The sequence below is a fragment of the Serratia sp. EC4 genome (genome assembly GCF_059652115.1).
Genome location: NZ_JBNIDE010000001.1, coordinates 850816 through 875289, shown reverse-complemented (window position 1 = coordinate 875289; position 24474 = coordinate 850816). Strand labels below are relative to the sequence as shown.

The window sequence follows — 24474 nt, the reverse complement described above, 5'->3', positions numbered from 1 at the left end:
TAACCTCAATGAAACAGTAACGCCGCGGAACCGTCCCAAGCGGCGGCCAGTGCGTACAGTAGCGCGAGGATCAGGACAACGGGGGCATTGAACATTGGCGTTTCCTCCAGGAAGATGTGTTTAAAGTTTAGCCTTGCAAGATGACAGCGGGATGAAATCAGATCGTTTTTTGTATGGTGAAATTCAGACGGACGGAAATGGGTAAACCGCTGATTTTTTACTATAGTCATAGTGTGAAGTTGTGCGTTTGCCGCCGGACGCCTCCGCATTGAGCGGCAGCGGGCAGATTGCCCAGAGCAAGATCGCGGAGCGGACGGCGCCTGGCGCGAAACATGTGACGAAATTCTCAGAGAGTTGGTCTGTAAGGGTTTGACATGTCATATGAAAATGACGATCTAAACGGTGTTGAGCAACCGAGCGACTACGTGAAAACCACCGCCTGCGAAGTGAGCAGCGGTGTAAAAGCAGCGCTCGAGCAATCATGTGCCTGCCTTAAGGATAACCCTTGGGCGGGGATAGGCGCCGGCGCCGTCGTGGGCCTGGTAATAGGATTTCTGTTAGGCAAAAGGTAATAGGGAGAGTAAAGATGGGCATCATTTCCTGGATCATTTTTGGTTTAATCGCCGGTATCCTGGCCAAGTGGATTATGCCGGGCAAAGACGGCGGCGGCTTTATTGTGACCGTTATATTGGGGATCGTGGGCGCCGTCGTCGGCGGCTATATCAGCACCTTCTTCGGTATGGGCCGCGTTGACGGTTTTAACCTGGGCAGCTTTGTGGTGGCGGTAATCGGTGCTCTGGTGGTGCTTTTTGTCTACAGGAAGATCAAAGGCTAAGCAGCCGTTGCTCAACAGGGTCGCCGCGGCGGCCCTTTTTCGTGAAATCAATCCGGCGGTGCGGCGCGGGCCGTACCCGCTGAAAGGGGAATATCATGGGTCTGTTCGATAGCGTATTGGGTAACATTCTGGGCGGCGGCGCCAACGGTGGTAAAGGTATCGACTACATCGCCATTATGCAGTGGATCGAGCAACAAGGCGGCCTGCAGGCCATTTTGGACAAGTTCCGTCAGGGGCAGTTCGGCGATATCGTCGGTTCCTGGCTCGGCAATGGCGAAAATCAGTCGATTACCGGCGACCATGTGCAGCAGGCGTTGGGTAGCGACGCCATCAACCAACTGGCTGAAAAGCTGGGCATCGATCCGGCACAGGCGTCCAGCACCATTGCGCAGTTCTTGCCAACGGTCGCGGATGCCGCCTCACCAAACGGTGAAGTTCAGCAAGACAGCAACGAGCTGGGCGATATGGTCGGTAAACTGTTCAAATAATGATTAGGCTCCCGGCGCCTGGCCGGGAGCCTTCACTCCGCTAATTCCCTCGATCGCCGTCAACGCCTGCTGCAGATGCGCCACCCAGGCGCGCACTTTCTCCGGAATAAAACGTAAGGCGGGATAGACCGCGTGCAGCGCCATGGGCGGGTAGCGGTATTCCGGCAAAACGGGCACCAGCGCCCCCGTCGCCAGCTGCTCGGCGATTAACGGCCGTTGGGCGCCGCCGATACCGGCTCCAGCCTCAATGGCGGCCAGCAGCGATAGCGTATTGTTGGCGCGGAACGTGGGCCGCACAGTAACCATCTCGGGGCCGTGCGGCCCGAACAGAGTGAGCGTATCGCCGTCGTTCAAACCGCTGTAACGAATGTGCGCATGTTTAGCCAGCTCCGCCGGCGAACGGGGCGTGCCATGTTTGTCCAGATAGGCCGGTGACGCCACCAGCAGGCGTTGCAGCTCGCCCAAACGTTTCGCCACCATGCCGGGCGCATGCAGTTCACCGAAACGCAGCGCTACGTCGATGCCTTCGCCGATCACGTCGGCGCGACGATCGTCCAGCAGCAGCTCGATGGCGAGGCTCGGATAACGTTGCTGGAAAGCGATGGCCAGCGGCGTGACGTGCAACTGCCCGAACCCGGTCGGGGCATGAATGCGCAGATTGCCCTGTAACTGGTGGCGCTGGCCGCGCAGCGCTTCTTCCGCTTCGTCGACCGCCGCCAGAATCGGTTTGAGGCGCTGATAATAACTGCTGCCGGCATCGGTCAGGGTGACCGCCCGGGTGCTGCGAAACAGCAGTTGGGCCCCGAGTTGCTGCTCCAGGCCGGCGATTTGCTGACTGACCGCCGGCTGCGTCAAACGCAGATCGCGAGCGGCGGCCGACAGGCTGCCCAGCTCCGCCACCCGCATAAAGGTTTTCATGGCGTTCAGCTTATCCATGTCGATCTTGCCTCTAGATTTTTCTTATAAGTGTTAGTGGAAAGTCTCTTCTACCGCAAGCATTGCTAATCAATGACACTCAGGGCATCGATAACCCGAGGAGTGACAAGATGAATGCAAAGCGGCAGGCATTGGTGATCGGCGCCAATGGCGTGATTGGGCGCCGATTGATTGAGGAACTGGCCGGACAGGGCTGGCAAGTGGTGGGGGTCTCGCGGCGGGGTGGGCAACCGGCGCCGGGGGTGCGCCACCTTCAGGTTGATCTGCTGGATGCAGCGGCGACGCGCGACGCGCTGCGGCCGCTGAGCGCGATTAGCCACGTTTTCTATGCCGCCTATCAGGATGCGCCGGACTGGGCGGGGCTGGTGGCGCCGAACCTGCAGATGCTGCAACACGTCGTCGAGGAGCTGGAGCCGGTCGCGCCGGCGTTGGAACATATCAGCCTGATGCAGGGCTATAAGGTGTATGGCGCGCATTTGGGGCCGTTTAAAACGCCGGCGCGCGAAAGCGACGCCGGGCATATGCCGCCGGAGTTTAACGTGGCGCAGCAGCAGTATCTGGCGCAGCGGCAGGCCGGCAAGCGCTGGCGTTGGAGCGCCATCCGTCCAAGCGTGGTGGGGGGCTTCTCCCTCGGCAATCCGATGAATCTGGCGTTAAGCATCGCGGTTTACGCCTCGATCAGCAAAGCGCTCGGGCTGCCGTTGCGCTTCCCGGGTAAACCGGGCGCTTACCACAGCCTGCTGGAAATGACCGACGCCGGGCTGTTGGCGCGCGCCACGCTGTGGGCGGCGACCGAGCCGGCGGCGGCCAATCAGGCGTTTAATATCAACAACGGCGATCTGTTTCGCTGGAGCGAGATGTGGCCGAAAATCGCCGCTTACTTTGGGCTGGAATGTGCGCCGCCGCTGCCGATGCCGCTGGAGAGCATGATGCCGGACAAAGCGTCGCTGTGGCGGGAGTTGGCGCAGCGGCACCAATTGGCCGAACCGGACTATCGCGCGGTGGCCGGCTGGCGTTTCGCCGATTTCGTTTTTTCCTGGGACTATGACATGTTCGCGGATGGCAGCAAGGCGCGGCGCTTCGGTTTCCACCAGTTTGTCGAAACCGAAGCCATGTTTTTCTCGCTGTTCGATGAGTTCCGCCGCCGCCGCATCATTCCCTGAGTGCGGCATCGGTTTCCCCGCAGCACCGGCCGCGGGGAATAGGCTCAGAACGTCAGCATGATCTTGCCGATGTGCTCGCTGGACTCCATCAGCGTATGCGCGGCGGCGGCCTGCTCAAGCGGGAAGGTTTTGAAAATTTGCGGTTTCAGCACGCCGCGCTCCAGCAGCGGCCAAACCTTTTCGCGCAGATCGGCGGCAATCTGCGCTTTGTCCGCCACGCTGCGCGAGCGCAACGTCGACCCGGTATGGGTCAGGCGTTTCAGCAGCAGCGGCATCAGATTGAGCTCTTTCACCACGCCGTTTTGCGTGCCGATTTGCACGATGCGGCCTTCCATCGCTGCGGCCTGATAGTTTTTGGCGACATAATCGCCGGCGATCAGGTCGACGATGACGTCGGCGCCTTTACCGTTGGTGGCGTCTTTGGTGCGTGCGACAAAGTCTTCGCTGCGGTAATTAATCGCCACGTCGGCGCCCAGCGCCAGGCTGGCCTGACGTTTCTCTTCGGAGCCGACGGTGGTGATCACCTGGGCGCAGAAGGCCTTCGCCAGCATGGTGGCGACCGTGCCGATGCCGGAGGTGCCGCCATGGATCAACACGGTTTCGCCGGCTTTGAGATGACCGCGCTGGAACACGTTGACCCAGACGGTGAAGAAGGTTTCCGGCAGCGCGGCGGCCTCGGTCAGGCTCAGCCCCGCCGGCACCGGCAACGCATTGCTTTCATGCACGGTGCAGTATTCCGCATAGCCGCCGCCGGCGATAAGGGCGCAAACCCGATCGCCGAGCGCGAAGTGGGTCACGCCTTCACCGATGGCCACCACTTCGCCGGCAATTTCCAGGCCGGGGATATCCGAGGCGCCGGGCGGCGGGGCATAGTTCCCCTGGCGCTGCAGCACGTCGGGGCGGTTAACGCCGGCGGCGGCGATTTTCACCAGCAGTTCGCCCGCTTGCGGAACGGGCACCGGGCGTTCGGTAACGACCAGAACGTCGGGAGCGCCCGGTTGGCTGATTTCAATCGCTTTCATCGTGCCGGGCAGCGCTGCATTTGTTGACATGGTTACTCTCCTCATCGTGGCGGACGTGATTATCAGGCGAAACGTCCGCAATAAAGTCTGCTGTTAGCTTAGCGAAATCGAATGAGGCGCGTGTGGTTGAATAGAGCGGTTTTGCGAGGAAGGGGCGAAGCCGCCGCGATGGGCGGCTGGGCATTAATCGTTAGGCGGGATGCGGAACCCTTTCAACGAGACGATGAAGTGTTCTTTTCCTTTGGAGATTTTGGCGCCTTTATCGCACCACAGGCTGGCAAGCTGGAAGAAGTCGTCGCTGCCGATATCGTAGGCCAGTTCGATTTTCTTGGCGGTGCCGGCGCGGATGAGTTTTTCTGCTTCCTGATGGTTTGCAGCTTTAATTATGGTCATGGGCGAAATCCTTGGTGTTAAGCCAGAGCGGATAAACGCGAATCATCATATGGCCATAATGTGACAATTTTGTGATGAAAGCATGACAGCCCGCGAAGGCGCGGCGTGCGATGTGCCGGGCCTTCGCGGTGAAAGCGCGTTGTCGGTTACCGATCGTGCGGGCGGACGAGTGTGCTTTTTTTCTGAGATTTTAAATGCTTGTAGAGGGCGAAGCCCGCAATGCCGGCCAAGACGGCCAGGAGGGCAAGGGATCCTGTGGCCATGAACGTTACCTCCGAATAAGAATGGCAAGGAGGCGTATTTGTGACATTCATCACTTTGTGGGGCAATGAGAGCAATCTGTAATCGGAAGACGCTTTGAGGGATAGGCCCCAAAAAAAAAGCGCCTATAGGGAGGCGCATAAAGATTTGCAACACAGCTTGTTGTGTTCAACACCAGGAGGAGTGGTGAACTGAGGCATATTCTATGCAGCGGCAAAGGAGGCTGATATAGGCATTACTCCGAAAGCGCCACTACCACTCATAGCCCAACTGAATGTTGTAATCGGGATCCTGATTGGTGGAATAAGGATCAGACTGGCGGCGGCGATCGGTTTTCTTCACCGGGCCTTCATACGCGGGATAAGGTTTGGCGCGCGGTTTGCTGCAGCCAGGATGATCGCACTCAATATCGACGCGAAAACCGCTTTTATCTCTCGCCTCTGTCCAAGCGATCGGCGGTTTTCCCGTTTTGGTGGCCGGCTCAGAGGGGGCAGGCGGCTTGGGCGCGGGAGCCATGCTGGGGTCGGGGGCTTGATAATTGAGCTCCAGTGCACTCTGCGGAGCGCTGTAAGCGGCAAAGGCCAGCAGGGCGGCGGTACTGACAGCCGGTAATGTAAGCCATCTCGGCATGGTGAATCTCCCTGAATGATTTCGTCAGGCAACTATAAAACAGCAGAACGAGAATTACTATCATTTGCCTTGGGCGTTACGGGCGAGTCAGGCGGCGGCCCTATCGGCAGACAGGGTCAAATCCTGTGCGTTTAGCCGAGATTAGCGCCCCATTGCGGCGAAAAAGGTTGCTATTGCCGCTCGCTCATGAGTTAATGATGTCGGCCTGTGGTACAGACCTATTTATGCACGACATTTTGAGTAAAGTAGTTCAAATTTAAAGCGTTATCCCGGATAGCCCTTCTCTGACGAATTTCCTTTCCAGTGCCTCCATAAGTAACTGATGACCGGCTACCTCGCCCATGGCGGCTTACATTTATTATTGAAGGAAATTAGACATGTCTAACATGATCAAAGGTCAAGTGAAGTGGTTCAACGAAGCTAAAGGTTTTGGTTTCATCACCCCAGCAGACGGCAGCAAAGACGTATTCGTACACTTCTCTGCTATCCAGGATCAAGGCTTCAAGACCCTGGCTGAAGGCCAGAACGTACAGTTCTCTATCGAGAACGGTGCGAAAGGTCCATCTGCGGCTAACGTTACCGCTATCTAATTGGCGCCTGGCGCTGATTGAGAAAAACCCGCTGCGGCGGGTTTTTTTATGCCTGCAATTCAGCGGTGCGCAAAAAAAAGCCCGCAAGTCTGCGGGCAAAAGTTCCTTGTTACTTCTTCATTTGCGAGCGCTTCTCTGGGGGGGAAACGCCTGAAGACAGGCTACGCGAGACCGGCTTAAGATTCTGCGGCCAAACCGTTAAGAAAGTGAAAATCCAGGCGGCTGCTACGCTGATAGCAGAGGCCGGCAGGGCTGGAGCGGTGTCCATCGCCTCCGGTTTTGTAATACACTGACGGCAATCGCAAATAATGGAGAAGGGTATGCAGGTTAACGATCGAGTGACGGTAAAAACAGACGGCGGCCCGCGGCGTGAAGGCGTCATTCTGGCCGTAGAGGTGTTCAACGAAGGCACCATGTACCTGGTTTCTCTTGACGACTACCCGGCGGGCGTCTGGTTTTTTAATGAAATCGACAGCCGTGACGGCACGTTTGTGGAGCCCTGTCGCGAGCACGGGCACTAACTTAGGCTAATCTCATTAATTTGCTAATGAAATTGTCCATTTTGAGATTATTTCATTGCGGTAAGATTTTTTTTATCGACGGCAAAAAAATACCCGTTGCGCTAGCGGGGGATAACGCAGCAGGTATTTTTTTGTGGTTCCAGCGGCTGCTATCCAGATGACATTATCACCGGGTATTTAACGGCTGGTAAAACAGAGCGGGGGCGTTCTCTGTGGTTCAGCGGCTATTGACGAATATTCCACTGGTCAATGTATCGGTCAAACGAACAACGTGATAAATGATCTGCTTGTTGTGCGTTTTTATTTTCCGCTTGATGTTTCCCTTGTGGGAAGAGACCGTTTTGGCCTTTATTTGCATCTGGTCTGATATCTGGATGGTGCCTTGACCGGACATCCACATGCGTAACATGTTTGATTCAGTCTGGCTCAGCGTTACCGGCGTTTGATCCAGAGAGGATTTCTCCGTACGCAGAGACGTTCTCTCGAGATAGTGACTAAGTAGCTGATTCATAGTCTCTGGCTTGATGGATTTTGACGATATGATGACGTTCTTGCGAACATATAAATAATCGTCGAAATGTACGTTGGTAATGGCCATGAAGATGAAGAATAACGTATCCGGGTGCAGTGAAATGACCCGTTTTATTCGCTCGGTGGCGTTTGCTTCGTGGATGAAGCAGTCCTCGTTAATAAACACCAGGCTCGGATTCAACTTGCTGCATTTTTCATGCAGGCTGTCAATGTCCTCGATGGCATTAATATGGCGCTTCTTCACGCCATGCGAAGTCAGATAGTCGGTTAACCCCAATCTGGTATAGCTACATGAATCCATGATAATCGTTGGCATATCGCACCCCCACTTAAATCCGTTTTACTGCGGTAATATGAGAAAAAGCCTAAAAAGCCGAAAGGCAAAATGGAGCAATAATTCAGTGTAGCGAGTGTTCTATCAATAAACACGGCGTCACTCAATGATATTTTCATACTAAACTTATTAATTGCATGAATCTATAAGTTTGGCTTAAGTCAGAGCGATCTGCTGCTCGTCCAGCTTCGGCATGTTGAGCCTGATCTGCGCTTGGCGCCCGTGCCTGTCTGCATTGCTTGCCGCGAATCTGTTCATCATGTCACGAAACAAAATTTTAGTTTGCTAGGAAAAGTCTTAAAAAAAATTCATGTGTCGTTTTTTTGACGTCTTTCAGCGCATTTTTTGAGTGGACAAAAAACGCTCTCTCTGATGTTTTTCGTTTTTTTTATTTAAATATCATTAAGTTATGGTGTTTTTCCGCTTTCCATGCTAATGATTAGCACTTCTTTTTTTATCATAACGGCAAACGAAAGTTAACATTATGGCCGGAATGTGTAGCTTATTTGTTGCTATAAATCACCGTTTTACAATGAGTTATCTGGATATTTATTTTACATGAAATAGTTTTCGTGAATGTTTAACGGTGATTCAGTGATTTCTCTAAACTATCATCCTGCGGCCCGATCCGCAGGGGAGGAATGGCAGGTCGGAGTTGTCTCTGGCTCGCGTTGGTTTTAACTTGCCTCTCCACCTTTCAAAAACAGGATGTCGCGGTGAGACGGAATCAGTATGGGCAGCCGATTGGCGAAGCCCTCCCTCATTGGCAGCCGGCAGGCATGCCCGGGCACTCGCCGCTGCAAGGGCGGTTTTGCCGCCTCGAACCGCTTAACCTCGCGCGCTGGGGGGAGGCGCTTTATCAGGCTTATCAATCCGCCGAGGACGATCGCGACTGGACTTATCTGTTTTGGGAACGGCCGCAGTCGCGCGCAGATTTCCAGCGTTATCTTGAGGCTCAGGCGTCCAGCGCTGACAGAAACACGATGGTAGTGATCGATCAGTCAAACGGGTGCGCGGTGGGAAGCTGCGCTTTTTTGCGCATCGATCCTGCCAACGGCGTGGCCGAACTGGGCACCATCAACTGGTCGCCGCTGATGAAGCGCAGCGCGCTGGGCAGCGAGGCGATTTTCCTGATGCTGCGGCATCTGTTCGACGATCTTGGCTACCGGCGCTGCGAATGGAAATGCGATAGCCTCAATCTGCCTTCACGCCAGGCCGCCGAGCGCTTGGGTTTCCGCTATGAAGGCACGTTCCGCCAGGCCATCGTCGTCAAAGGACGCACGCGCGACACCGACTGGCTGTCGATCGTCGACGGGGAATGGCCGGCGCGGCGCGCGGCGTTTGCCGCCTGGCTGTCGCCGGATAACATCGGCGATGACGGGCGGCAAGAACGGCGTTTGCAGGCCTTCCAACTCGGGTAATACGCCGCGCGCGCTAGGCCGTTTCCGCCAGGCAATGGCGCAGCGAGTCCAACGCCAGCCGGATGTCCTGTTCCTCCGTCATCCAGTTGACCAGCGCGGCGCGGATCCCCGGCTGACCGTTATAACGCGTAGGGGTGCAGCGCACCACGCCGTGCCGGCTCAGGCGCTCGAGAAAGCGATCGCGCGCCGCCTCGCTGTCGCCCTGTGGATGGCTGAGTGCGAAGCACACCACGTTCAAATTCACCGGCGCCAGCAGCTGGAAACCGTCATCGGCTGCCAGCGCCGCCCCCAGCGCCTGCGCCAATCGGACGTTGCGCTCGACGATATCCCGTATGCCGCTGCGGCCATAGGCTTTCAGCGTCAGCCAAAGCGGCAGGGCGCGGAAGCGGCGCGAATTTTCCGGCGTCAGATGCAGATAGTTGTCTGGCCGCAATGTCGGTGCTTCCAGGTAGGCCGAATGGTTCTGAAATACCTGCATTTGCAGATCCAAATGGCGGGTAAATTGGATCGCGCTGTCATAAGGCACGTTCAGCCATTTGTGCGCGTCGACAGTGATGGAATCGGCATGCTGCCAGCCCTCAAGTCTTGGAGCGTAGAGCGGCGAGCAGGCCGCCACGCCGCCAAATGCCGCATCGACATGCAGCCAAAACGGATAACGCTCCCGCAGCGCCAGCAGACGCGGCAGGTCGTCGAAAGCGACGGTGTTGACCGTACCGGCGCTGGCCAGTACCAACGTTGGCTGGCCGGCGCCGGCGGCGAGCTGCCGTTCCAGTGCTTCCATATCCATGGCTTCAGACTCCGGCAGGCTGGCGACGCTCGTCAGCGCCTCGCGGCCGATACCGAGCATGCTGAGCGCCTTCACGCTGCTGGAATGTGGATTGGCCGACAATACCCGGATGGAACCCAGCGCCGCCAGGCCCTGTTGGGCGATATCCACGCCGTGCTGTTGTCCCAGCCACTGCCGGCCAATGGCCAGCCCGGTGAAATTGGCCATGGTCGCGCCGCTGACCAGGCTGCCGCTGAACGTTTCCGGCAGGCCCAGCAGGGATTTCAACTGCGTCACGGCCGCCAGCTCGATCGTGGCTGCGATGGTATCATGGCTGAGCAAGCTATTTTGGTCTGTCACGCTAACCAGCCAGTCCGCTGCGACCGCCGCCGGGGTGCCGCCGCCGGTGACGAAGCCGAAATAACGCGGGCCGGCGCTGGCGGAAATGCCGGCCTGATAACGTTGCCAAAAGCGCTCCAGCGCTGCCAGGGCGCCTTCGCCGTTTTCATCTAGTCGATCGTCGCCCGGTTGCAGCTGCTGATGCTCGAGCGGCGGGCAGACCGAGCGTTGCTGCAGCCCGGTCAGGAAATCTTCCGCCAACTGGCGGGTGTGGTCGAGGATCTGCGGAAACTGCGCGAGATCCTGTTGTAAACATGGGTGCATGGTGGCTCCGAAAACGTCAGGGATGATGGGGTAAACATAGAACATTTGCCTGCTGGTCAAAATCGATGAAAAATAACCTTTTTGGATAGCCTGGTTAACCAATGATGAATGAACGCATTCCCCTGCATGTCTTGCCGACCTTTGCGATCGCCGCCAGGTTGGAAAATTTGCGCGCTACGGCGGAACAGGTGCATTTGACGCACGGTGCGGTCAGCCAGCAAATTCAGCTGCTGGAGCAGGCGGTCGGCTATCCGCTGTTTGAACGGCGCGGGCGCGGCGTGCGCCTGAATGCCGCCGGGCGAGAGTTGCTGGCGGCGGTAGAGCCGGCGCTGCAGGCGCTGCAGCAGGGCGTCGCCCGCGCCCGGCGTGCGGCGACAAGCCAGACGCTGCGCATCAGCGTGTTACCGTCTTTTGCCCATTATTGGCTGTTGCCGCGTCTGCCTGCTTTTCATGAGGCCTGCGCCGATATTGCGCTGGATATCGATGCGTCGCTGGCGCTGCAGGATCTGTCGCAGCGAGGGTTCGATGCGGCGATCCGCATCGGCAGCGGTCAATGGGCGGGGCTGCAGGCGCAGCGCATCGCGTCGGGTGACGTGCTGCCTGTCGCTTCGCCGGATATGGCGCGAGAATGGGGGGCGGCGTTCGAGAACGGTGGCGATATTCCGTTGCTCGAGCACGACGTCAGTCCCTGGCGCGACTGGTTCAACGCGCAGGGGCGGCCGTTATGCGGGCGGCAACAGGCGTTGTTCAACGATGCCGGGTTGTTGATTCGCGCGGCGGAGCAAGGGTTTGGCATCGCGTTGGCGAAAAAGCTGCTGGTCCAGGATGCTCTCGACGCGGGGAGACTGGTGGCGTTGGCCGCGCCCCGTCGTCTGAGCGATGACGACGTTTATCTGGTGTGGCCGCAGACCGCCGGGTTGACGCCGGCGGTCACCCGCTTGCTGCAGTGGCTGCAGCAACAGTTGGCGGCGATTTAGCGGCGTAGCCATTCCGGTTGCGAGGTGCCGAGCGTAGTCGCCGGCAGCGCCCACTGCAGCGCCGTGCCCTGCAGGCTTAACGGGGCGCGCAGGCGTTGCGCGGCCCCCCAGTAAGTCAATTCCGTTTCCGGATTCTCGTCGGCGGTTCCGGCTGGCGCCAGCGGTTCCGGCCGATAGTCTGCCGAACAGGGATGCGCCAGCAGCAACTGCGCCGTGCGCGCCAGCGACAGCCGCGCGTGGTAGCCGGTGCCGCGGCTCAGGCGCTGCGCCATACCGGTCAGCACCGCCGCCGCCATCAAATAGCCGGTGGCGTGATCCAGCGCCTGTACCGGCAACGGCACCGGCAAACTGGCGCTGCGCCAAACCATGCCCGCCTCCGCCAACCCGCAGCTCATCTGTACCAGGCTGTCGAAACCGCGCCGGGTGCGCCACGGCCCGCTCCAGCCGTAGGCATTCAGGCAGACGTCTATCAGGCCCGGCGCCAGCGCGCGTCTTTCCTCCGCGCCATAGCCCAACTTCTCCAGCGCACCGGCACGGTAGCCGTGCACGATCACGTCGGTGTTTCTCAGCAGATGTTCAAACGTATGGCGATCGTGCGCATTGGTCAGGTTGAGGCGCGCGCTGCGTTTGCCCAGCATGACTTCATGTTCAACGCCGGGCTCATCCCAACCGTAGGGATCGATGCGCAGCACGTCGGCGCCCAAACCGGCAAGAAAACGCGTGGCGATCGGCCCGGCGAGAATGCGCGTCAGGTCCAGCACCCGCACGCCGTGCAGCGGCCGGGCGACGGGTAGCGCCCAGCCCGGCGGTGGCGCTTCCGGCTGCAGCGAGGCGTGGATTAGCGGTTCGAGCGCCACGCTTTTGCCCTGAATATGTTGTCGCCACGCGGCCGCCGAGCGCATTTGGGCCGCGCAGCCGCCGGCCTCGATCACCGCTTCCTCCAGCTCGCTTTTTTTCCAGCCCAGCACGCGTTCCGCCAGCGTGCCTTTATCCGATGCCGAACCCAGCACCTGCTCCACCGCTCGCCGATGGTGCGGCGCATTGGTATGCAGGCGTATCCAGCCATCCGCCGTCGCATAGTCGCCGGCCAGTGCATCCCAGGCCGCAGGCAGCGTCCACCCCAGCGGACGCAGCGTCCAGCCGAACCAGAGCGAGGCCAGGCGTTGATCGATCCAGACCTGCGGCGCGTCGGCCGCCTCGCGGCGAAGCAACTCGGCGCAGGCCAAACCGGCGGCGCCCCAGGCGGCGGTAGCCAATTCGGTCACGGGAAACGCCGAAGGCAATGCGCCGGTGCCGCTTACGGTTAGCCGGTCGGCGGGGGCGGGGCGCTGCCCCAGGCTTTGCCAAATTTCGTCGAGCAGAGTGTGGATCAGAGGCGTCATCGGCCACTCCTTGCGGGTCGTCGGAAATATAGCCTAGCGTAGCCCACCGCCGGCGACCTTGCTAAGGCGCAACGTCGAACGTGCGGCCGTCGGCCAGTGTGGCGCGCAGGCTGTGGGCCGCGATGCCGGCGAAAGGCTGCGCGCTGAAATTGGCGGTCAGCGCTTTGTCCCACAGGGCCTGATGCAGCGGCCGGAAGGCGGCGTCGGCGCCCAATGTCGCCATCTTCTATTCGTGACATCGAAATATCATCGCCGTATTCCAGTTTATTTTTCGTTTAATAAATTAGCCTTTACTTCATTATCCGACGTCACTATACTCAGCCAAAATTTCGGTGGAGAAACCCAATTGGACAGTTGTAGTTGTAATAAAACAAATAAGGCAAGCTGACCAATTCTCTTCTGATTTGTTGCTTGCCGTTATCGGCGGGCAGCACCCCTCTCCAGTTATTTCTGAGCTGTGCATACCCGAGTAATAAACGTTTCCTGATGCCTGACGGTTTCAGGTGAATCGAGTTGGACGTTATTATGGTATTTTACAGCCACAGCCTTTTCCCTCCAGGCACGACACGCTGATTCGCTGATTTATTTTCAGCGCGCTTTCGCGTGTGCTAAACAGCACATGATTTTATCTCCTGCGGTTAATTAAGGGGACAGTCATGGCGATGACTCCTTTCGTTTTAAATTTATTGCTGGCGATGTGCCTGGGCGCGGTAATTGGCGCTGAGCGCCAGTGGCGCCAGCGCATGGCCGGCCTGCGCACCAATGCGCTGGTGGCGACCGGTGCGGCGGTCTTTATTCTCAGCTCCATGTCCACCGATCCGGCCAGCGCCGGCCGGGTGGCCGCGCAGATCGTATCCGGTATTGGTTTCCTCGGCGCCGGCGTTATCATGCGTGAAGGGCTGAACATTCGCGGCCTCAACACCGCCGCCACGCTGTGGTGTTCGGCGGGGATTGGCGTCCTGTGCGGCCTGGGCCAGCATTGGGATGCGGTGGTCGCTACGCTGGTGATCCTGTGCGCCAATATCCTGCTGCGCGAAGCCGCGCAGCGCATCAATCTGCAGCCGCATCAGCAGGCGACCGATCTGGAACTGTGCTACCGCATTCAGGTGACCTGCGGCGAGCAGGACGAAATTCTGGTGCGCACCCTGATCCTGCAGGCGCTGAACGGCGTCGCCTTGCGGCTGCAATCCTTGCGCAGCGCCGATATTTCCAGTCCGGGGCAATTGGAAGTGTGCGCGGAAATTACCGCCACCCCGGCCGCGCAAAAAGAAATCGAAGGTATTGTTTGCCGCGTCAGTCTGGAAAAAAGCGTGAGTGCCGTTCGCTGGCGCGTCGCGTCCGAATTACCGGTCTGAATAATAATATAAATATTGATTAACTTGATTATATGTTCGGTTTTATTCATGAGCACCTTGAATAACGTGGGGCATTAAGGAGGCGTTATGGACGATGACCCCGGAAGGGAAATGATTCTTGCGTGGCTGACAGGGTAATTCCGCCATTTAGTCACGCTAATTAAAAATTCCACTCTGCGCAGAATCACCTGTTTATCGGGCGGGATATCCCTGTGCGTAGAACGAAAATAAGAGAATAGCGTTATGACTCAGATTAATGAAAGAATGCGTCGCCGTGATAAAGATGCGGCGGCCTACGCCATTGCGCAAGAGGCGACCAACAGCATCGCCCAAACGCTGGCGAACCTGAAGTGCAACCGCAACGGCTTGACTCAGGACGACGCCGATGAGCGGCTGGAGCAGTTCGGCGCCAATCAGGTCGCCCATGACAAGGCGCCGCATGCCCTGATCCAGCTGATCAAGGCCTTCAACAACCCGTTTATCTTCGTACTGATGGTGCTGGCTGCGATCAGTTTCTTTACCGACTATTGGCTGCCGCGCCAGAACGGTGAAGAAACTGAACTCACCGGCGTCATTATCATTCTGACCATGGTCACGCTGAGCGGGCTGCTGCGTTTTTGGCAGGAATACCGGACCAACAAAGCGGCGGAAGCGTTGAAGTCGATGGTGCGCACCACCGCTACTGTGCTGCGCCGCAGCAGCTACAGCGCGCATCCGCTGACGCTGGAAGTGCCGATCCGCGAACTGGTGCCGGGGGATATCATTCAGCTCTCCGCCGGTGACATGGTGCCGGCCGACGTGCGTCTTATCGCCTCGCGCGATCTGTTCATCAGCCAGGCGATTTTGACCGGCGAAGCGATCCCGATCGAGAAATACGATGCCATGGGCAACGTGGCGCAGAAGTCGAGTGAAGGGGAAGTGTCCAGCGAGAACGCGCTGCTTGAGCTGTCCAATATCTGCCTGATGGGCACCAACGTCGCCAGCGGCACCGCCACGGCGGTGGTGGTGGCAACCGGCGGGCGCACTTACTTCGGCTCGCTGGCCAAGTCGATCGTCGGTTCGCGGGCGCAAACCGCGTTCGATCGCGGGGTGAACAGCGTCAGCTGGCTGCTGATTCGCTTCATGCTGGTGATGGTGCCGGTGGTGTTGCTGATCAACGGCTTCACCAAAGGCGACTGGAGCGAGGCGGCGCTGTTCGCACTGGCGGTGGCGGTCGGCCTGACGCCGGAAATGCTGCCGATGATCGTCAGCTCCAACCTGGCGAAAGGGGCGATCGCCATGTCACGCCGCAAGGTGGTGGTGAAGCGCCTGAACGCCATTCAGAACTTCGGTGCCATGGACGTGCTCTGCACCGACAAGACCGGCACCCTGACCCAGGATCGCATCATTCTCGAGCACCACATCGACGTCACTGGCGCCAGGGATAACGAGGTGTTGCACCTGGCCTGGCTGAACAGCTTCCATCAGAGCGGCATGAAGAACCTGATGGACCAGGCGGTGATCCGTTTCGGGCGCGGCAAACCGGGAATCGAAGCCCTGGGCCGTTTCAGCAAGGTGGATGAGCTGCCGTTCGATTTCGTGCGCCGCCGTTTGTCGATCGTGGTGGCGGACGAAAATGGCAAGCAGCAGCTGATCTGTAAGGGCGCGGTAGAGGAGATGCTCGAGATCGCCACCCACGTGCGTGAAGGCGACAAAACGCTGGAACTGGACGACGCGCGCCGTGCGGCGCTGCAGGCGCTGGCCCGCGAGTATAACGAAGACGGTTTCCGCGTGCTGGTGCTGGCGACGCGCGAGCTGGATGCGAAGCGCCCAACCGAACCGTTGAGCGTGGCCGACGAGCGCGACATGGTGGTGCAAGGGCTGCTGACTTTCCTCGATCCGCCAAAGGAGAGCGCGCAGCAGGCGATCGCCGCACTGCAGGAAAACGGCGTGACGGTGAAGGTGCTGACCGGCGACAACCCGGTGATCACCTGCAAGATTTGCCGCGATGTCGGGCTGGAGCCGGGTGAGCCGCTCTCCGGGCTGCAGATTGAACAGATGGATGACGAAGAGCTGGCGCGCGAAGTGGAACAACGCACGGTCTTCACCAAGCTGACGCCGCTGCAAAAATCGCGGGTGCTGAAAATGCTGCAGGCCAACGGCCATACCGTCGGCTTCCTCGGCGACGGCATCAACGATGCGCCGGCGCTGCGCGACGCCGACGTCGGCATCTCGGTCGACACCGGCACCGACATCGCCAAGGAATCGGCGGACATCATCCTGTTGGAAAAGAACCTGATGGTGCTGGAAGAGGGGGTGATCAAAGGGCGCGAAACCTTCGGCAATATCATCAAGTACCTGAACATGACCGCCAGCTCCAACTTCGGCAACGTGTTCTCGGTGCTGGTGGCGAGCGCTTTCATCCCGTTCCTGCCGATGCTGGCGATCCACCTGTTGATTCAAAACCTGATGTACGACATTTCCCAGCTGTCGCTGCCGTGGGACAAGATGGACAAAGAGTTCCTGCGCAAGCCGCGCAAGTGGGATTCCAAAAACATCGGGCGCTTTATGCTGTGGATTGGGCCGACCTCGTCGATCTTCGATATTACGACCTATGCGCTGATGTGGTACGTCTTCGCCGCCAACAGCGTAGAACACCAGGCGCTGTTCCAGTCCGGCTGGTTCATTGAGGGGCTGCTGTCGCAAACGCTGGTGGTGCATATGCTGCGTACCCAGAAGATCCCGTTCATTCAGAGCACCGCGGCGCTGCCGGTGTTGCTGACCACCGGGTTGGTGATGGCGCTCGGCATCTACATTCCGTTCTCGCCGCTCGGCGCCCTGGTTGGCCTGCAGCCGCTGCCGTGGGAATACTTCCCGTGGTTGGCCGCTACGCTGGTCAGCTACTGCGTGGTCGCCCAGTTGATGAAGCGTTTCTATATCCGCCGCTTCGGCGAGTGGCTGTAAGCCGCCTCGGCGTTCACTCCAGGGGCGAAATTCTTCGCCCCTGCACCGCTACAGCAGTTTGTTGACCAGCAGGCCGAGCATGATGGTCAGCGTGAAGGAAAACAACGTGCCGAGCAGCACATACTCGGTACGCATCTTATCATCGCTCTGGCGCAGATCGCCGAAACGGAAGATAGATTTGGCCGCCAGCAAAAAGCCGATCGCCGGGATTTGCCCCAGCAGCACAAAGGTCAGGATCAGCGTTCTCTCCAGATAGCCAATCTGTTTGCCCGCGCGCAGCAGCGAGTCGTTGTCGGCCTTGGCCGAAGGCGGCATTTGCGGCGTCCAGTGCGCCAGCAGTTGCCCGATCAGCAGGCTCATCGGCAGATAAATCAGGCTGTAGGCCACCAGCACCAGCCCGGTTTGCCAACGCCCCAGCTGCCGCCCCAGCGCGGCGAGCAGTTCACCGGCGTTCGGCGTTAGCCCCAGCCACAGCAAGGCGATCACCGCCAGATGCAATCCCTGATCGAGCAGGAAACTGCGGGCCGGGCTCAGGCGGTTCATCGCGGTGACTTTCAGCAAATCGATCAGGTAGTGGCTGACGGCGATGGCCAGCAGGCTGGCCAGCACCTGCAGTGAAGAAAGCCCGCCATGCAGCAGGCCGAAACCGGCCACCGCCCAGGCGGCCAGCACCCCGTGCAGCAACGCGTGCAACACCAGAAAACGCGAACGCGCGCGATGCCGAATTTTATCTTCCACCCAACTCAGCGGCTGCAGCGGAAAATCCGCCAGCAGATGGACGAGCAACAGCCAGGCCAGCAAAGGCGCATAGGTCAGATCCATGGTCAGACGATCCTGTTAATGGCGTGAATAAACCGCATGATTTCCTCGTAGGCCGCGCGTTTCAGCGCGGCGGAGACCGTGGAGGCGGCTTTTTGCAGCTGGTCCGCCACGGCGGCGCCGCTGTCGGCGAACATTCTCGCCTGAACGATGCGCGCTTCGGCCTGTGACAGGCGGCCAATCACATGATCTAACATCGGCAGCAGATCGCTGACAATGGCGTTTGTCCGATCGTTGTCGGTTTTCAGAGCCAGCCGGCAATTTTTTGCCATGGCGTCCAGCGCGCTGCCGGAGTTGATAAAGGCGCTGCCGTAACCGGCGGCGTCGGGCCGTTGGCTGCCCAGCCCGACGGCGATGCGCGCATCCCAGTGCGCGGCGCCCATCGCTCGCAGCGCGAGGCGAATGTACACCGCCAGCAACAGCCCGTCCTCCGGGGCGGCCTGCGCCTGGAAGGCATCGCCGCGAAAGATTTCCACCTGATGCAGCCGCCCGTCACGCCGCAGTCGATCGAGCAGGTTATGCAGCCCATTGAGGTAGTTGACGGTGTCTGATCGGCGGGAATCCACCAGATCGCCGCTGATTACGCTGATTGGCGTCGGCATGGCGCGTTCCATTGTTTGTGGAGAGATAACTATAAATTCGCACCTGGATACGAATATGTCAATAATTCGCCTATGAGTGCGAATTTATGGGGTTTTCGCCTGTGGGGACGAAATGAGGCAGGATGAGGAACGGGGAATGAACGGCCGGGAATGCGCGGGCCTGTCAGGCTCGCCACCGGCGGCGTAGAGGGAAAATGGCCGGCAACCGGCTGTTCAGAAGCTTTTAACCAGCACGTCACGCGGCATTTCGCTGCCGTGTTTCAGCAGATGCTCAAACGATCGCTCGCTGCTTTTCAGCTGCTGCAAAAATTCCTGCGGCGACAGATCGTGTTTTTTGCCGCTCATGTAAGCCAGCGCCAGTTCTTTTGCCTGATAGCGGGAGAAGTTGTACATGGTGTCCTCGATACGGTGAATGTCAGTGCTCACGATTGTAGCGAAAGAGCACATAATGAACAGCGGCTTTGGCGTATGGAATCGATAGCCGAAACTTAACTTGCCGGTTGCAACAGCTCATCGCACAGGCGCTTGATCACCTGAGCTTGCGGCAGGCCGTTGTGCAACATCTGGCGGATATGCTCCGAATCGCTGATGCCCTGGCGGACATGGCGCTCGACGGCCTGCAGCAGGGCACGATCCTCCCGTCGCTCGGCAAAACCGCTCAGCGCTTCGAGAGTGTGCAGGATGTGGGCGGTCAGGCTGCTGCGGCGCAGCGTCGCGGGATCGACGTATTCGGCGGCAAAGCCGCTGCGATAGGCGTTGATCTTGTTGTAATTGGTGAAGGCATCGTATTCCGGCGCGATCGGCGAACGGCGCTGCAACAGAAAATCGGCCAGCAGGCGGCAGTAACCGACCAGCAGCACGGCGTGGGTGAGGCGCAGCGGCGTATCGCAGATGCGGATCTCCACCGTGCCCAGCTCCGGTTTTGGCCGCGCATCCCAGTAAATATCCTTGACGCTTTCAATCACGCCGGCGGCATTCAACCGTTCGTAGTAGGCGTTGAATTCATGCCAGCTGTAGATGTGTTCCAGGCATCCGTAGTTGGGGAAGGAGTTCTGAGCGCTGAAGCGGGAACTGGCAAAGCGCGTGTCGACGCCCTGATACAGCGGCGACGAGGCGCTGAGCGCGATCAGCTGCGGAAAGTAGGGCGTCAGCGCATGGCACAGGTACATCGCCTCGTCCCCGTCGTTAACGCCGAGGTGAATGTGTTGGCCGAACACGCAGGCCAGCTTGGAGAGATAGCCAAAACGGCTGGCCAACTGCCTGTAGCGCGCGTTGTCGCTGATGACCTGCTTGCGCCAGTCGTTGCTCAGGTGACGGCCACCGCCGCAGACGTCACAGCCCAGGCGCTGCGCGCAGCGCCGGACGGTATGGGTCAGGGCGCGCAGCTCGGTGTGCAGCTCATCGAGATCGCGGTGCACCGAGCTGTTCAGCTCCACCATCGATTTGGTGAGCTCATGCTTGACGCGCCGGCGGTCGCCGACCGCGCTGACCACCCGATCGGCTCGATCCGTAAGATCGTAGTGCTCGGCATCGACCAGCTGTAACTCTATTTCGGTGCCGATGGAGAGCCTTTCCGAACGTTTGAATGTGAGCGGCATGGTACCTCCTTCCTGCAAGAACGGCATAAAGATAAGTATATGTCTCGGTGAGGAGGGCAACGTTTTGCATTTTATATTTGTTTTTTCGAATGTGAAGCTGGTATCTTCACGAGCGAGCTGTGATGAAGAGAAAGGTTAACGGGAGTGTGACATGCCGTCATTGACGCCGCTGAAGCTGTTTAAAAACCTGTCTGACGAGACGCGCCTGACCTTGGTGCTGCTGTTGCGCCACGCCGGTGAACTGTGCGTGTGCGAGCTGTCGGGCGCACTGGCGCTGCCGCAACCCAAGATTTCAAGGCATCTGGCGATGCTGCGTGAAAGCGGGCTGCTGCTCGATCGGCGCGATGGCAAATGGATACATTATCGCCTGTCGCCGCATATGCCGGCCTGGGCGGCGGCGATTATTGAGCAGGCTTATCAGTGCCGGCCAGAACAGATGTCGGAGTTAGCGCAACGCGTGGCGAAAGGTTGTCCGTAACGGTAAAAAATTTACGCAAACACATATGAAAAATCGAATATGTAAACTTAAAAGGGCGGAAGGGCAGCAATGATAGTGGCAGGGGCGATCTTTATTCTGACGTTGATCTTGGTCATCTGGCAACCGAAAGGGCTGGGTATTGGCTGGAGTGCGTCGATCGGGGCGGGATTGGCATTATTGAGCGGCGTGGTGCACGTCGGCGACATCCCCGTGGTATGGCAGATAGTCTGGAATGCGACTGCGACCTTTATCGCCGTCATCATCATCAGCCTGTTGCTGGATGAAAGCGGCTTTTTCGCCTGGGCCGCCTTGCACGTCGCGCGCTGGGGCAACGGCAGGGGCCGCTGGCTGTTTACCTATATGCTCCTGTTGGGCGCGGCTGTGGCGGCGCTGTTCGCCAATGATGGCGCCGCGTTAATCCTCACGCCGATCGTGATCGCCATGCTGTCGGCGCTCGGTTTTCGTCCTGCTGCGGTGCTGGCTTTCGTCATGGCGGCGGGCTTTATCGCCGATACCGCCAGCCTGCCGCTGGTGGTGTCCAACCTGGTGAATATCGTTTCGGCGGATTTCTTTCACTTGGGCTTTACGGAGTATGCGGCGGTGATGGTGCCGGTCAACCTCGTCGCCGTGGCGGCGACGCTGGTGATGTTGCATCTGTTCTTCCGCAAGGATATTCCGCCGGGCTATGCGCTGACGCGTTTACCGGCGCCGCGGGAAGCGATTCGCGATCGCGCGACGTTTCGAGCCGGTTGGGCGGTATTGGCGCTGTTGCTGATTGGCTTTTTCGCCCTGGAACCGCTCGGCGTGCCGGTGAGTTTGGTCGCCGCCAGCGGCGCGCTGGTGCTGCTGGCGGTTGCGAAACGCGGGCGGGCGATCGATACCGGTAAATTGCTGCGCGGGGCGCCCTGGCAGATCGTGATTTTCTCGCTGGGCATGTATCTGGTGGTCTATGGGCTGCGCAATGCCGGCTTGACCGATCTGCTGTCCGGCGTGCTGGATGCGCTGGCGCGGCAGGGGCTGTGGGCGGCGACGCTCGGCACCGGCTTCCTGAGTGCGTTTCTCTCTTCCGTCATGAATAACATGCCGACGGTGCTGGTGGGGGCGCTGTCGATCGACGGCAGCGGCGCGGAAGGCGTCATCAGGCAGGCGATGATTTACGCTAACGTCATCGGCAGCGATCTCGGCCCTAAAATCACCCCGATCGGCAGCCTGGCCACGTTGCTGTGGCTGCATGTGTTGGCAAGGAAAAACATCGTCATTACCTGGGGCTATTATTTCCGCGCAGGACTGGTGATGACGCTGCCAATTCTGTTCGTCACCCTGGCAGCGCTGGCGCTGCGGCTGTCCGTTTTATCCTAACCGGAGAAACCGTCATGAGCAGTATCAAGATTTATCACAACCCGGCCTGCGGCACGTCGCGCAATACGTTGGCGCTGATCCGCAACAGCGGCGTTGAGCCGGAGGTGATTCTGTATCTGGAAACGCCTCCCAGCCGCGAACGGTTGATTGCGTTGCTGGCCGACATGAACATGCCGCCGCGCGCGTTGTTGCGAAAAAACGTCGAGCCTTACGCCGAGCTGCAGCTGGACGACAGCGCCTGGAGCGACGAACAACTGATCGACGTCATGGTGCAACAGCCGATCCTGATCAATCGCCCCATCGTGGTGACGCCGCTTGGCACGCGCCTATGCCGTCCGTCGGAGGCGGTGTTGGAGATTGTGCCGGATCCGCAGCGCGGCGCCTTCAGCAAAGAAGACGGCGAGCCGGTGATCGACGCGCAGGGCCGCAGGATCACCTAAGGCTGATCGCTGCGGCCCCGCATTTCGGCCAATCAGTGCAGTTCGGCGCCGCTGCGATCGGCCAGCGCTTCCAGCAGCGGGGCGGAAGGCACGAAGAACAGGGTGCCGGTCACCGCGCGGCTAAAATCGAGCAGCCGATCGTAGTTGCCGGCCGGGCGGCCGATAAACATGTTTTCCAGCATCTGCTCGATCGGCTGCGGGGAGCGCGCATAGCCGATAAAGTAGGTGCCGAACTCGCGCAGGCCGGGGCGGCCGAACGGCATGTTGTCGCGCAGAATTTTCACCTCGTTGCCTTGCTCGTCGGTGATGGTGGTCAGCGAACTGTGCGACGACGACGGTTTGACCGCTTCATCCAGCTCGATGTTGGACTGCTTATGGCGGCCGATGATCTTCTCCTGCGTTTCCACGCTGAGCGAATTCCAGCCCTGCATGTCGTGCAGGTATTTCTGCACCAGCACATAGCTGCCGCCGCTGAACGCCGCGTCTTCGTCGCCGATCACCGTGTAGTCGAAGGCTTCGTGCCCTTCCGGGTTCTCCGTGCCGTCGACGAAGCCGATCATGGCGCGCTGATCGAAGTAACGGAAGCCGTGCACCTCCTCGATCACCGTCACGGCGTCGCCGAGCTTGGCGGTCAACTGAGAGGCCAGTTCAAAACACAGATCCATTTCATCGGCGCGGATATGCAGCAGGATGTCGCCAGGCGTGGCGACGGCGACGCGTTCCCCGCTGCCGATCGGGCTGAACGGATGCAGCTGGCGAGGGCGCGGCGCGCCGAACAGCGTATCCCAGGCCTCGGAGCCGAAGCCGCAGACGCAGGTGAGGTTGCCCGCCGGCGCGCGTTTGCCGACCGAACGCACCACGGCGGCGATGTCGCCGCACCAGGCGCGCACCGCCGCCAGATGGGCGGGAACGGGCGACAGGGTGGCGACGATAAAGATGGCATGGCGCGTCACCGGCGTGAATACGGCTTGCGGCAGGGGGGTATTTGCATTCATTGCATTCGGCTCCAGTGTGTTCGGGTGAAATAGATCAGATCAAATTAAAGTGCTCGTCGGGTTTCATCGGCGGTGGCAGCGGGCTTTGGTCATTCATTTCCAGCAGGTTGCGCTCGATGGTGTTGCAGATGGCGTTTAACGGCAGATGGTTGGCCGACACGCCAAACGGATCCTCCAGCTCTTCGGCCAGTGAGTCCCAGGATAAGAAGGTATAGGAAATGAACACCGAAACAAACGGTGTCATGTAATGCAGGTCGGTCACCAGGGCAAAAGGCAACAGGCTGCAGAACAGGTAAACGGTGCGCTGCAGGATCAGGGTATAGGCGAACGGCACCGGCGTGCTGGCGAGCCGTTCGCAGCCGCCGAGGGCGTGGGACAGTTCGCTCAGCTTGTTGTCGAGCAGCTCGAAAGTGATGTCGCTCAGCAGCCCCTGTCGGCGCAGCTTGCCGATCTCCTGGCCCAGCATCAGCAGGATGCGGTTGGTCGGCATCGGGCTGGCGATCACCTCGGCCAGCTCTTTGCTGCTGAGATTGTGGTACAGATCGGCGGTGGGATCGGTGGCGCGCAGTTGATGCTTCAGGCTCCAGCTGAAGGCGATCAGCAGCTTGGCGACCTTTTGCTGCACCGCCGGTTCGTCCGGCAGCAGGCTTTTGATCTGTCGCAGCAGGGATCGCTCGGTAATCAGCAACGAGCCCCACAGGTTGCGCGCTTCGACAAAGCGGCTGTAGCCGGCATTATTGCGAAAGCCGAGAAAAATCGCGATGGCGATGCCCAGCAGGCTGAACGGCGCGATGGTTAAATGCACGCCGAGCTGTTCGTACCATTGGTAGCTGATCACCGCCACTATCGACATCAGCACGTTCAGCGACAGACGAAAGGTGATCTTTGACAGCACGGAACCGTGCCAGGCGAACAGGCGAAAAAACCAGTTCTGGTGCGGGCGAATTATCATGACGTGGATGCTTCCTGGTG

General features: G+C 59.1%; 27 protein-coding genes. 13 read left to right on the top strand and 14 right to left on the bottom strand.

Going from position 1 to position 24474, the window contains the following annotated elements:
• The first annotated feature begins 374 nt into the window (after positions 1-374).
• The 3 genes from ACP39K_RS04095 to ACP39K_RS04085 all read left to right on the top strand — a co-directional run bounded on the left by ACP39K_RS04095 (position 375) and on the right by ACP39K_RS04085 (position 1323).
• The gene (locus ACP39K_RS04095) at positions 375-572 is read left to right on the top strand and encodes a glycine zipper domain-containing protein (protein WP_004935148.1); all 198 of its coding nucleotides are present in this window, start codon (positions 375-377) and stop codon (positions 570-572) included.
• A gap of 14 nt (positions 573-586) precedes the next feature.
• Entirely contained in the window at positions 587-835 is a 249-nt protein-coding gene (locus tag ACP39K_RS04090; protein ID WP_004935146.1) for a GlsB/YeaQ/YmgE family stress response membrane protein, read from the top strand.
• A 95-nt stretch (positions 836-930) separates the two neighbouring features.
• Positions 931-1323: a YidB family protein gene (locus tag ACP39K_RS04085; protein ID WP_048795622.1), complete on the top strand. Its 393-nt coding sequence runs from the start codon at positions 931-933 to the stop codon at positions 1321-1323.
• Between the two features lie 3 nt (positions 1324-1326).
• Here ACP39K_RS04085 and ACP39K_RS04080 read toward each other — a convergent pair whose 3' ends face one another.
• The gene (locus tag ACP39K_RS04080) at positions 1327-2259 is read right to left on the bottom strand and encodes a LysR family transcriptional regulator (RefSeq protein WP_497008308.1); all 933 of its coding nucleotides are present in this window, start codon (positions 2257-2259) and stop codon (positions 1327-1329) included.
• Between the two features lie 110 nt (positions 2260-2369).
• On the opposite strand from ACP39K_RS04080, the gene ACP39K_RS04075 reads away from it, so the two are divergent.
• Positions 2370-3422 carry an SDR family oxidoreductase gene (locus ACP39K_RS04075; RefSeq protein ID WP_115116844.1) on the top strand — a complete coding sequence of 351 codons (1053 nt, stop codon included), beginning with the start codon at positions 2370-2372 and terminating at the stop codon, positions 3420-3422.
• Between the two features lie 44 nt (positions 3423-3466).
• On the opposite strand, the gene ACP39K_RS04070 is transcribed toward ACP39K_RS04075, so the two are convergent.
• From ACP39K_RS04070 to ACP39K_RS04060, 3 genes are all read right to left on the bottom strand, one after another.
• The gene (locus ACP39K_RS04070) at positions 3467-4474 is read right to left on the bottom strand and encodes an NAD(P)H-quinone oxidoreductase (protein WP_033639979.1); all 1008 of its coding nucleotides are present in this window, start codon (positions 4472-4474) and stop codon (positions 3467-3469) included.
• Positions 4475-4627: 153 nt separating this feature from the next.
• Positions 4628-4837: a hypothetical protein gene (locus ACP39K_RS04065; RefSeq protein ID WP_004935132.1), complete on the bottom strand. Its 210-nt coding sequence runs from the start codon at positions 4835-4837 to the stop codon at positions 4628-4630.
• Positions 4838-5350: 513 nt separating this feature from the next.
• A complete protein-coding gene (locus ACP39K_RS04060) occupies positions 5351-5728 on the bottom strand; it encodes a hypothetical protein (protein ID WP_060444600.1) in 378 nt (125 codons plus the stop codon).
• Positions 5729-6105: 377 nt separating this feature from the next.
• On the opposite strand from ACP39K_RS04060, the gene cspE reads away from it, so the two are divergent.
• Together cspE and dsrB are read left to right on the top strand one after the other, a co-directional pair.
• Positions 6106-6318, top strand: a complete 213-nt coding sequence (gene cspE, locus ACP39K_RS04055; RefSeq protein ID WP_004935122.1) for a transcription antiterminator/RNA stability regulator CspE — start codon at positions 6106-6108, stop codon at positions 6316-6318.
• 320 nt (positions 6319-6638) lie between these two features.
• A complete protein-coding gene (gene dsrB / locus ACP39K_RS04050; protein WP_033639981.1) occupies positions 6639-6839 on the top strand; it encodes a protein DsrB in 201 nt (66 codons plus the stop codon).
• A gap of 217 nt (positions 6840-7056) precedes the next feature.
• Here the strand turns inward: dsrB and rcsA are convergent, their stop codons facing one another.
• A complete protein-coding gene (gene rcsA / locus ACP39K_RS04045; protein WP_004935115.1) occupies positions 7057-7686 on the bottom strand; it encodes a transcriptional regulator RcsA in 630 nt (209 codons plus the stop codon).
• Between the two features lie 797 nt (positions 7687-8483).
• Between rcsA and ACP39K_RS04040 the strand changes: the two genes are divergently transcribed.
• Positions 8484-9125, top strand: a complete 642-nt coding sequence (locus tag ACP39K_RS04040) for a GNAT family N-acetyltransferase (RefSeq protein ID WP_265260272.1) — start codon at positions 8484-8486, stop codon at positions 9123-9125.
• A gap of 13 nt (positions 9126-9138) precedes the next feature.
• Here ACP39K_RS04040 and ACP39K_RS04035 read toward each other — a convergent pair whose 3' ends face one another.
• A complete protein-coding gene (locus ACP39K_RS04035) occupies positions 9139-10554 on the bottom strand; it encodes a pyridoxal phosphate-dependent decarboxylase family protein (protein ID WP_497008307.1) in 1416 nt (471 codons plus the stop codon).
• Between the two features lie 101 nt (positions 10555-10655).
• On the opposite strand from ACP39K_RS04035, the gene ACP39K_RS04030 reads away from it, so the two are divergent.
• A complete protein-coding gene (locus tag ACP39K_RS04030) occupies positions 10656-11531 on the top strand; it encodes a LysR substrate-binding domain-containing protein (RefSeq protein ID WP_033639982.1) in 876 nt (291 codons plus the stop codon).
• Here ACP39K_RS04030 and ACP39K_RS04025 read toward each other — a convergent pair.
• Both ACP39K_RS04025 and ACP39K_RS04020 read right to left on the bottom strand, forming a co-directional pair.
• Positions 11528-12913 carry a CoA transferase gene (locus ACP39K_RS04025; RefSeq protein WP_048795627.1) on the bottom strand — a complete coding sequence of 462 codons (1386 nt, stop codon included), beginning with the start codon at positions 12911-12913 and terminating at the stop codon, positions 11528-11530. The two genes, ACP39K_RS04030 and ACP39K_RS04025, sit on opposite strands and share 4 nt — an antisense overlap.
• Before the next feature lie 61 nt (positions 12914-12974).
• Complete coding sequence (locus ACP39K_RS04020) at positions 12975-13136, bottom strand: hypothetical protein (RefSeq protein ID WP_162883457.1); 162 nt, start codon at positions 13134-13136, stop codon at positions 12975-12977.
• 433 nt (positions 13137-13569) lie between these two features.
• Between ACP39K_RS04020 and ACP39K_RS04015 the strand changes: the two genes are divergently transcribed.
• Both ACP39K_RS04015 and mgtA read left to right on the top strand, forming a co-directional pair.
• Complete coding sequence (locus ACP39K_RS04015) at positions 13570-14268, top strand: MgtC family protein (RefSeq protein ID WP_025303346.1); 699 nt, start codon at positions 13570-13572, stop codon at positions 14266-14268.
• 243 nt (positions 14269-14511) lie between these two features.
• On the top strand, positions 14512-17211 hold the full coding sequence (gene mgtA / locus ACP39K_RS04010) for a magnesium-translocating P-type ATPase (RefSeq protein ID WP_497008306.1): 2700 nt from the start codon (positions 14512-14514) through the stop codon (positions 17209-17211).
• Positions 17212-17259: 48 nt separating this feature from the next.
• Here the strand turns inward: mgtA and ACP39K_RS04005 are convergent, their stop codons facing one another.
• The 4 genes from ACP39K_RS04005 to ACP39K_RS03990 all read right to left on the bottom strand — a co-directional run bounded on the left by ACP39K_RS04005 (position 17260) and on the right by ACP39K_RS03990 (position 20230).
• Positions 17260-18033, bottom strand: coding sequence for a DUF3307 domain-containing protein (locus tag ACP39K_RS04005; RefSeq protein WP_048795628.1), 774 nt, complete (start codon positions 18031-18033; stop codon positions 17260-17262).
• 2 nt (positions 18034-18035) lie between these two features.
• The gene (locus ACP39K_RS04000) at positions 18036-18632 is read right to left on the bottom strand and encodes a hypothetical protein (RefSeq protein WP_015378329.1); all 597 of its coding nucleotides are present in this window, start codon (positions 18630-18632) and stop codon (positions 18036-18038) included.
• Positions 18633-18845: 213 nt separating this feature from the next.
• On the bottom strand, positions 18846-19025 hold the full coding sequence (locus ACP39K_RS03995) for a hypothetical protein (protein WP_004935085.1): 180 nt from the start codon (positions 19023-19025) through the stop codon (positions 18846-18848).
• 95 nt (positions 19026-19120) lie between these two features.
• Complete coding sequence (locus ACP39K_RS03990; protein ID WP_048795629.1) at positions 19121-20230, bottom strand: YbdK family carboxylate-amine ligase; 1110 nt, start codon at positions 20228-20230, stop codon at positions 19121-19123.
• Between the two features lie 151 nt (positions 20231-20381).
• Here ACP39K_RS03990 and ACP39K_RS03985 point away from each other — a divergent pair, with 151 nt between their 5' ends.
• From ACP39K_RS03985 to arsC, 3 genes are all read left to right on the top strand, one after another.
• Complete coding sequence (locus ACP39K_RS03985; protein ID WP_016927219.1) at positions 20382-20708, top strand: metalloregulator ArsR/SmtB family transcription factor; 327 nt, start codon at positions 20382-20384, stop codon at positions 20706-20708.
• A gap of 69 nt (positions 20709-20777) precedes the next feature.
• Positions 20778-22067: an arsenic transporter gene (locus ACP39K_RS03980; RefSeq protein ID WP_497008305.1), complete on the top strand. Its 1290-nt coding sequence runs from the start codon at positions 20778-20780 to the stop codon at positions 22065-22067.
• Positions 22068-22081: 14 nt separating this feature from the next.
• Positions 22082-22507, top strand: a complete 426-nt coding sequence (gene arsC / locus ACP39K_RS03975) for an arsenate reductase (glutaredoxin) (protein ID WP_497008304.1) — start codon at positions 22082-22084, stop codon at positions 22505-22507.
• A gap of 32 nt (positions 22508-22539) precedes the next feature.
• Here the strand turns inward: arsC and ACP39K_RS03970 are convergent, their stop codons facing one another.
• On the bottom strand, positions 22540-23502 hold the full coding sequence (locus tag ACP39K_RS03970) for a Dyp-type peroxidase (protein ID WP_016927222.1): 963 nt from the start codon (positions 23500-23502) through the stop codon (positions 22540-22542).
• A gap of 34 nt (positions 23503-23536) precedes the next feature.
• On the bottom strand, positions 23537-24454 hold the full coding sequence (locus tag ACP39K_RS03965; RefSeq protein WP_016927223.1) for a bestrophin family protein: 918 nt from the start codon (positions 24452-24454) through the stop codon (positions 23537-23539).
• Positions 24455-24474 lie beyond the last annotated feature (20 nt).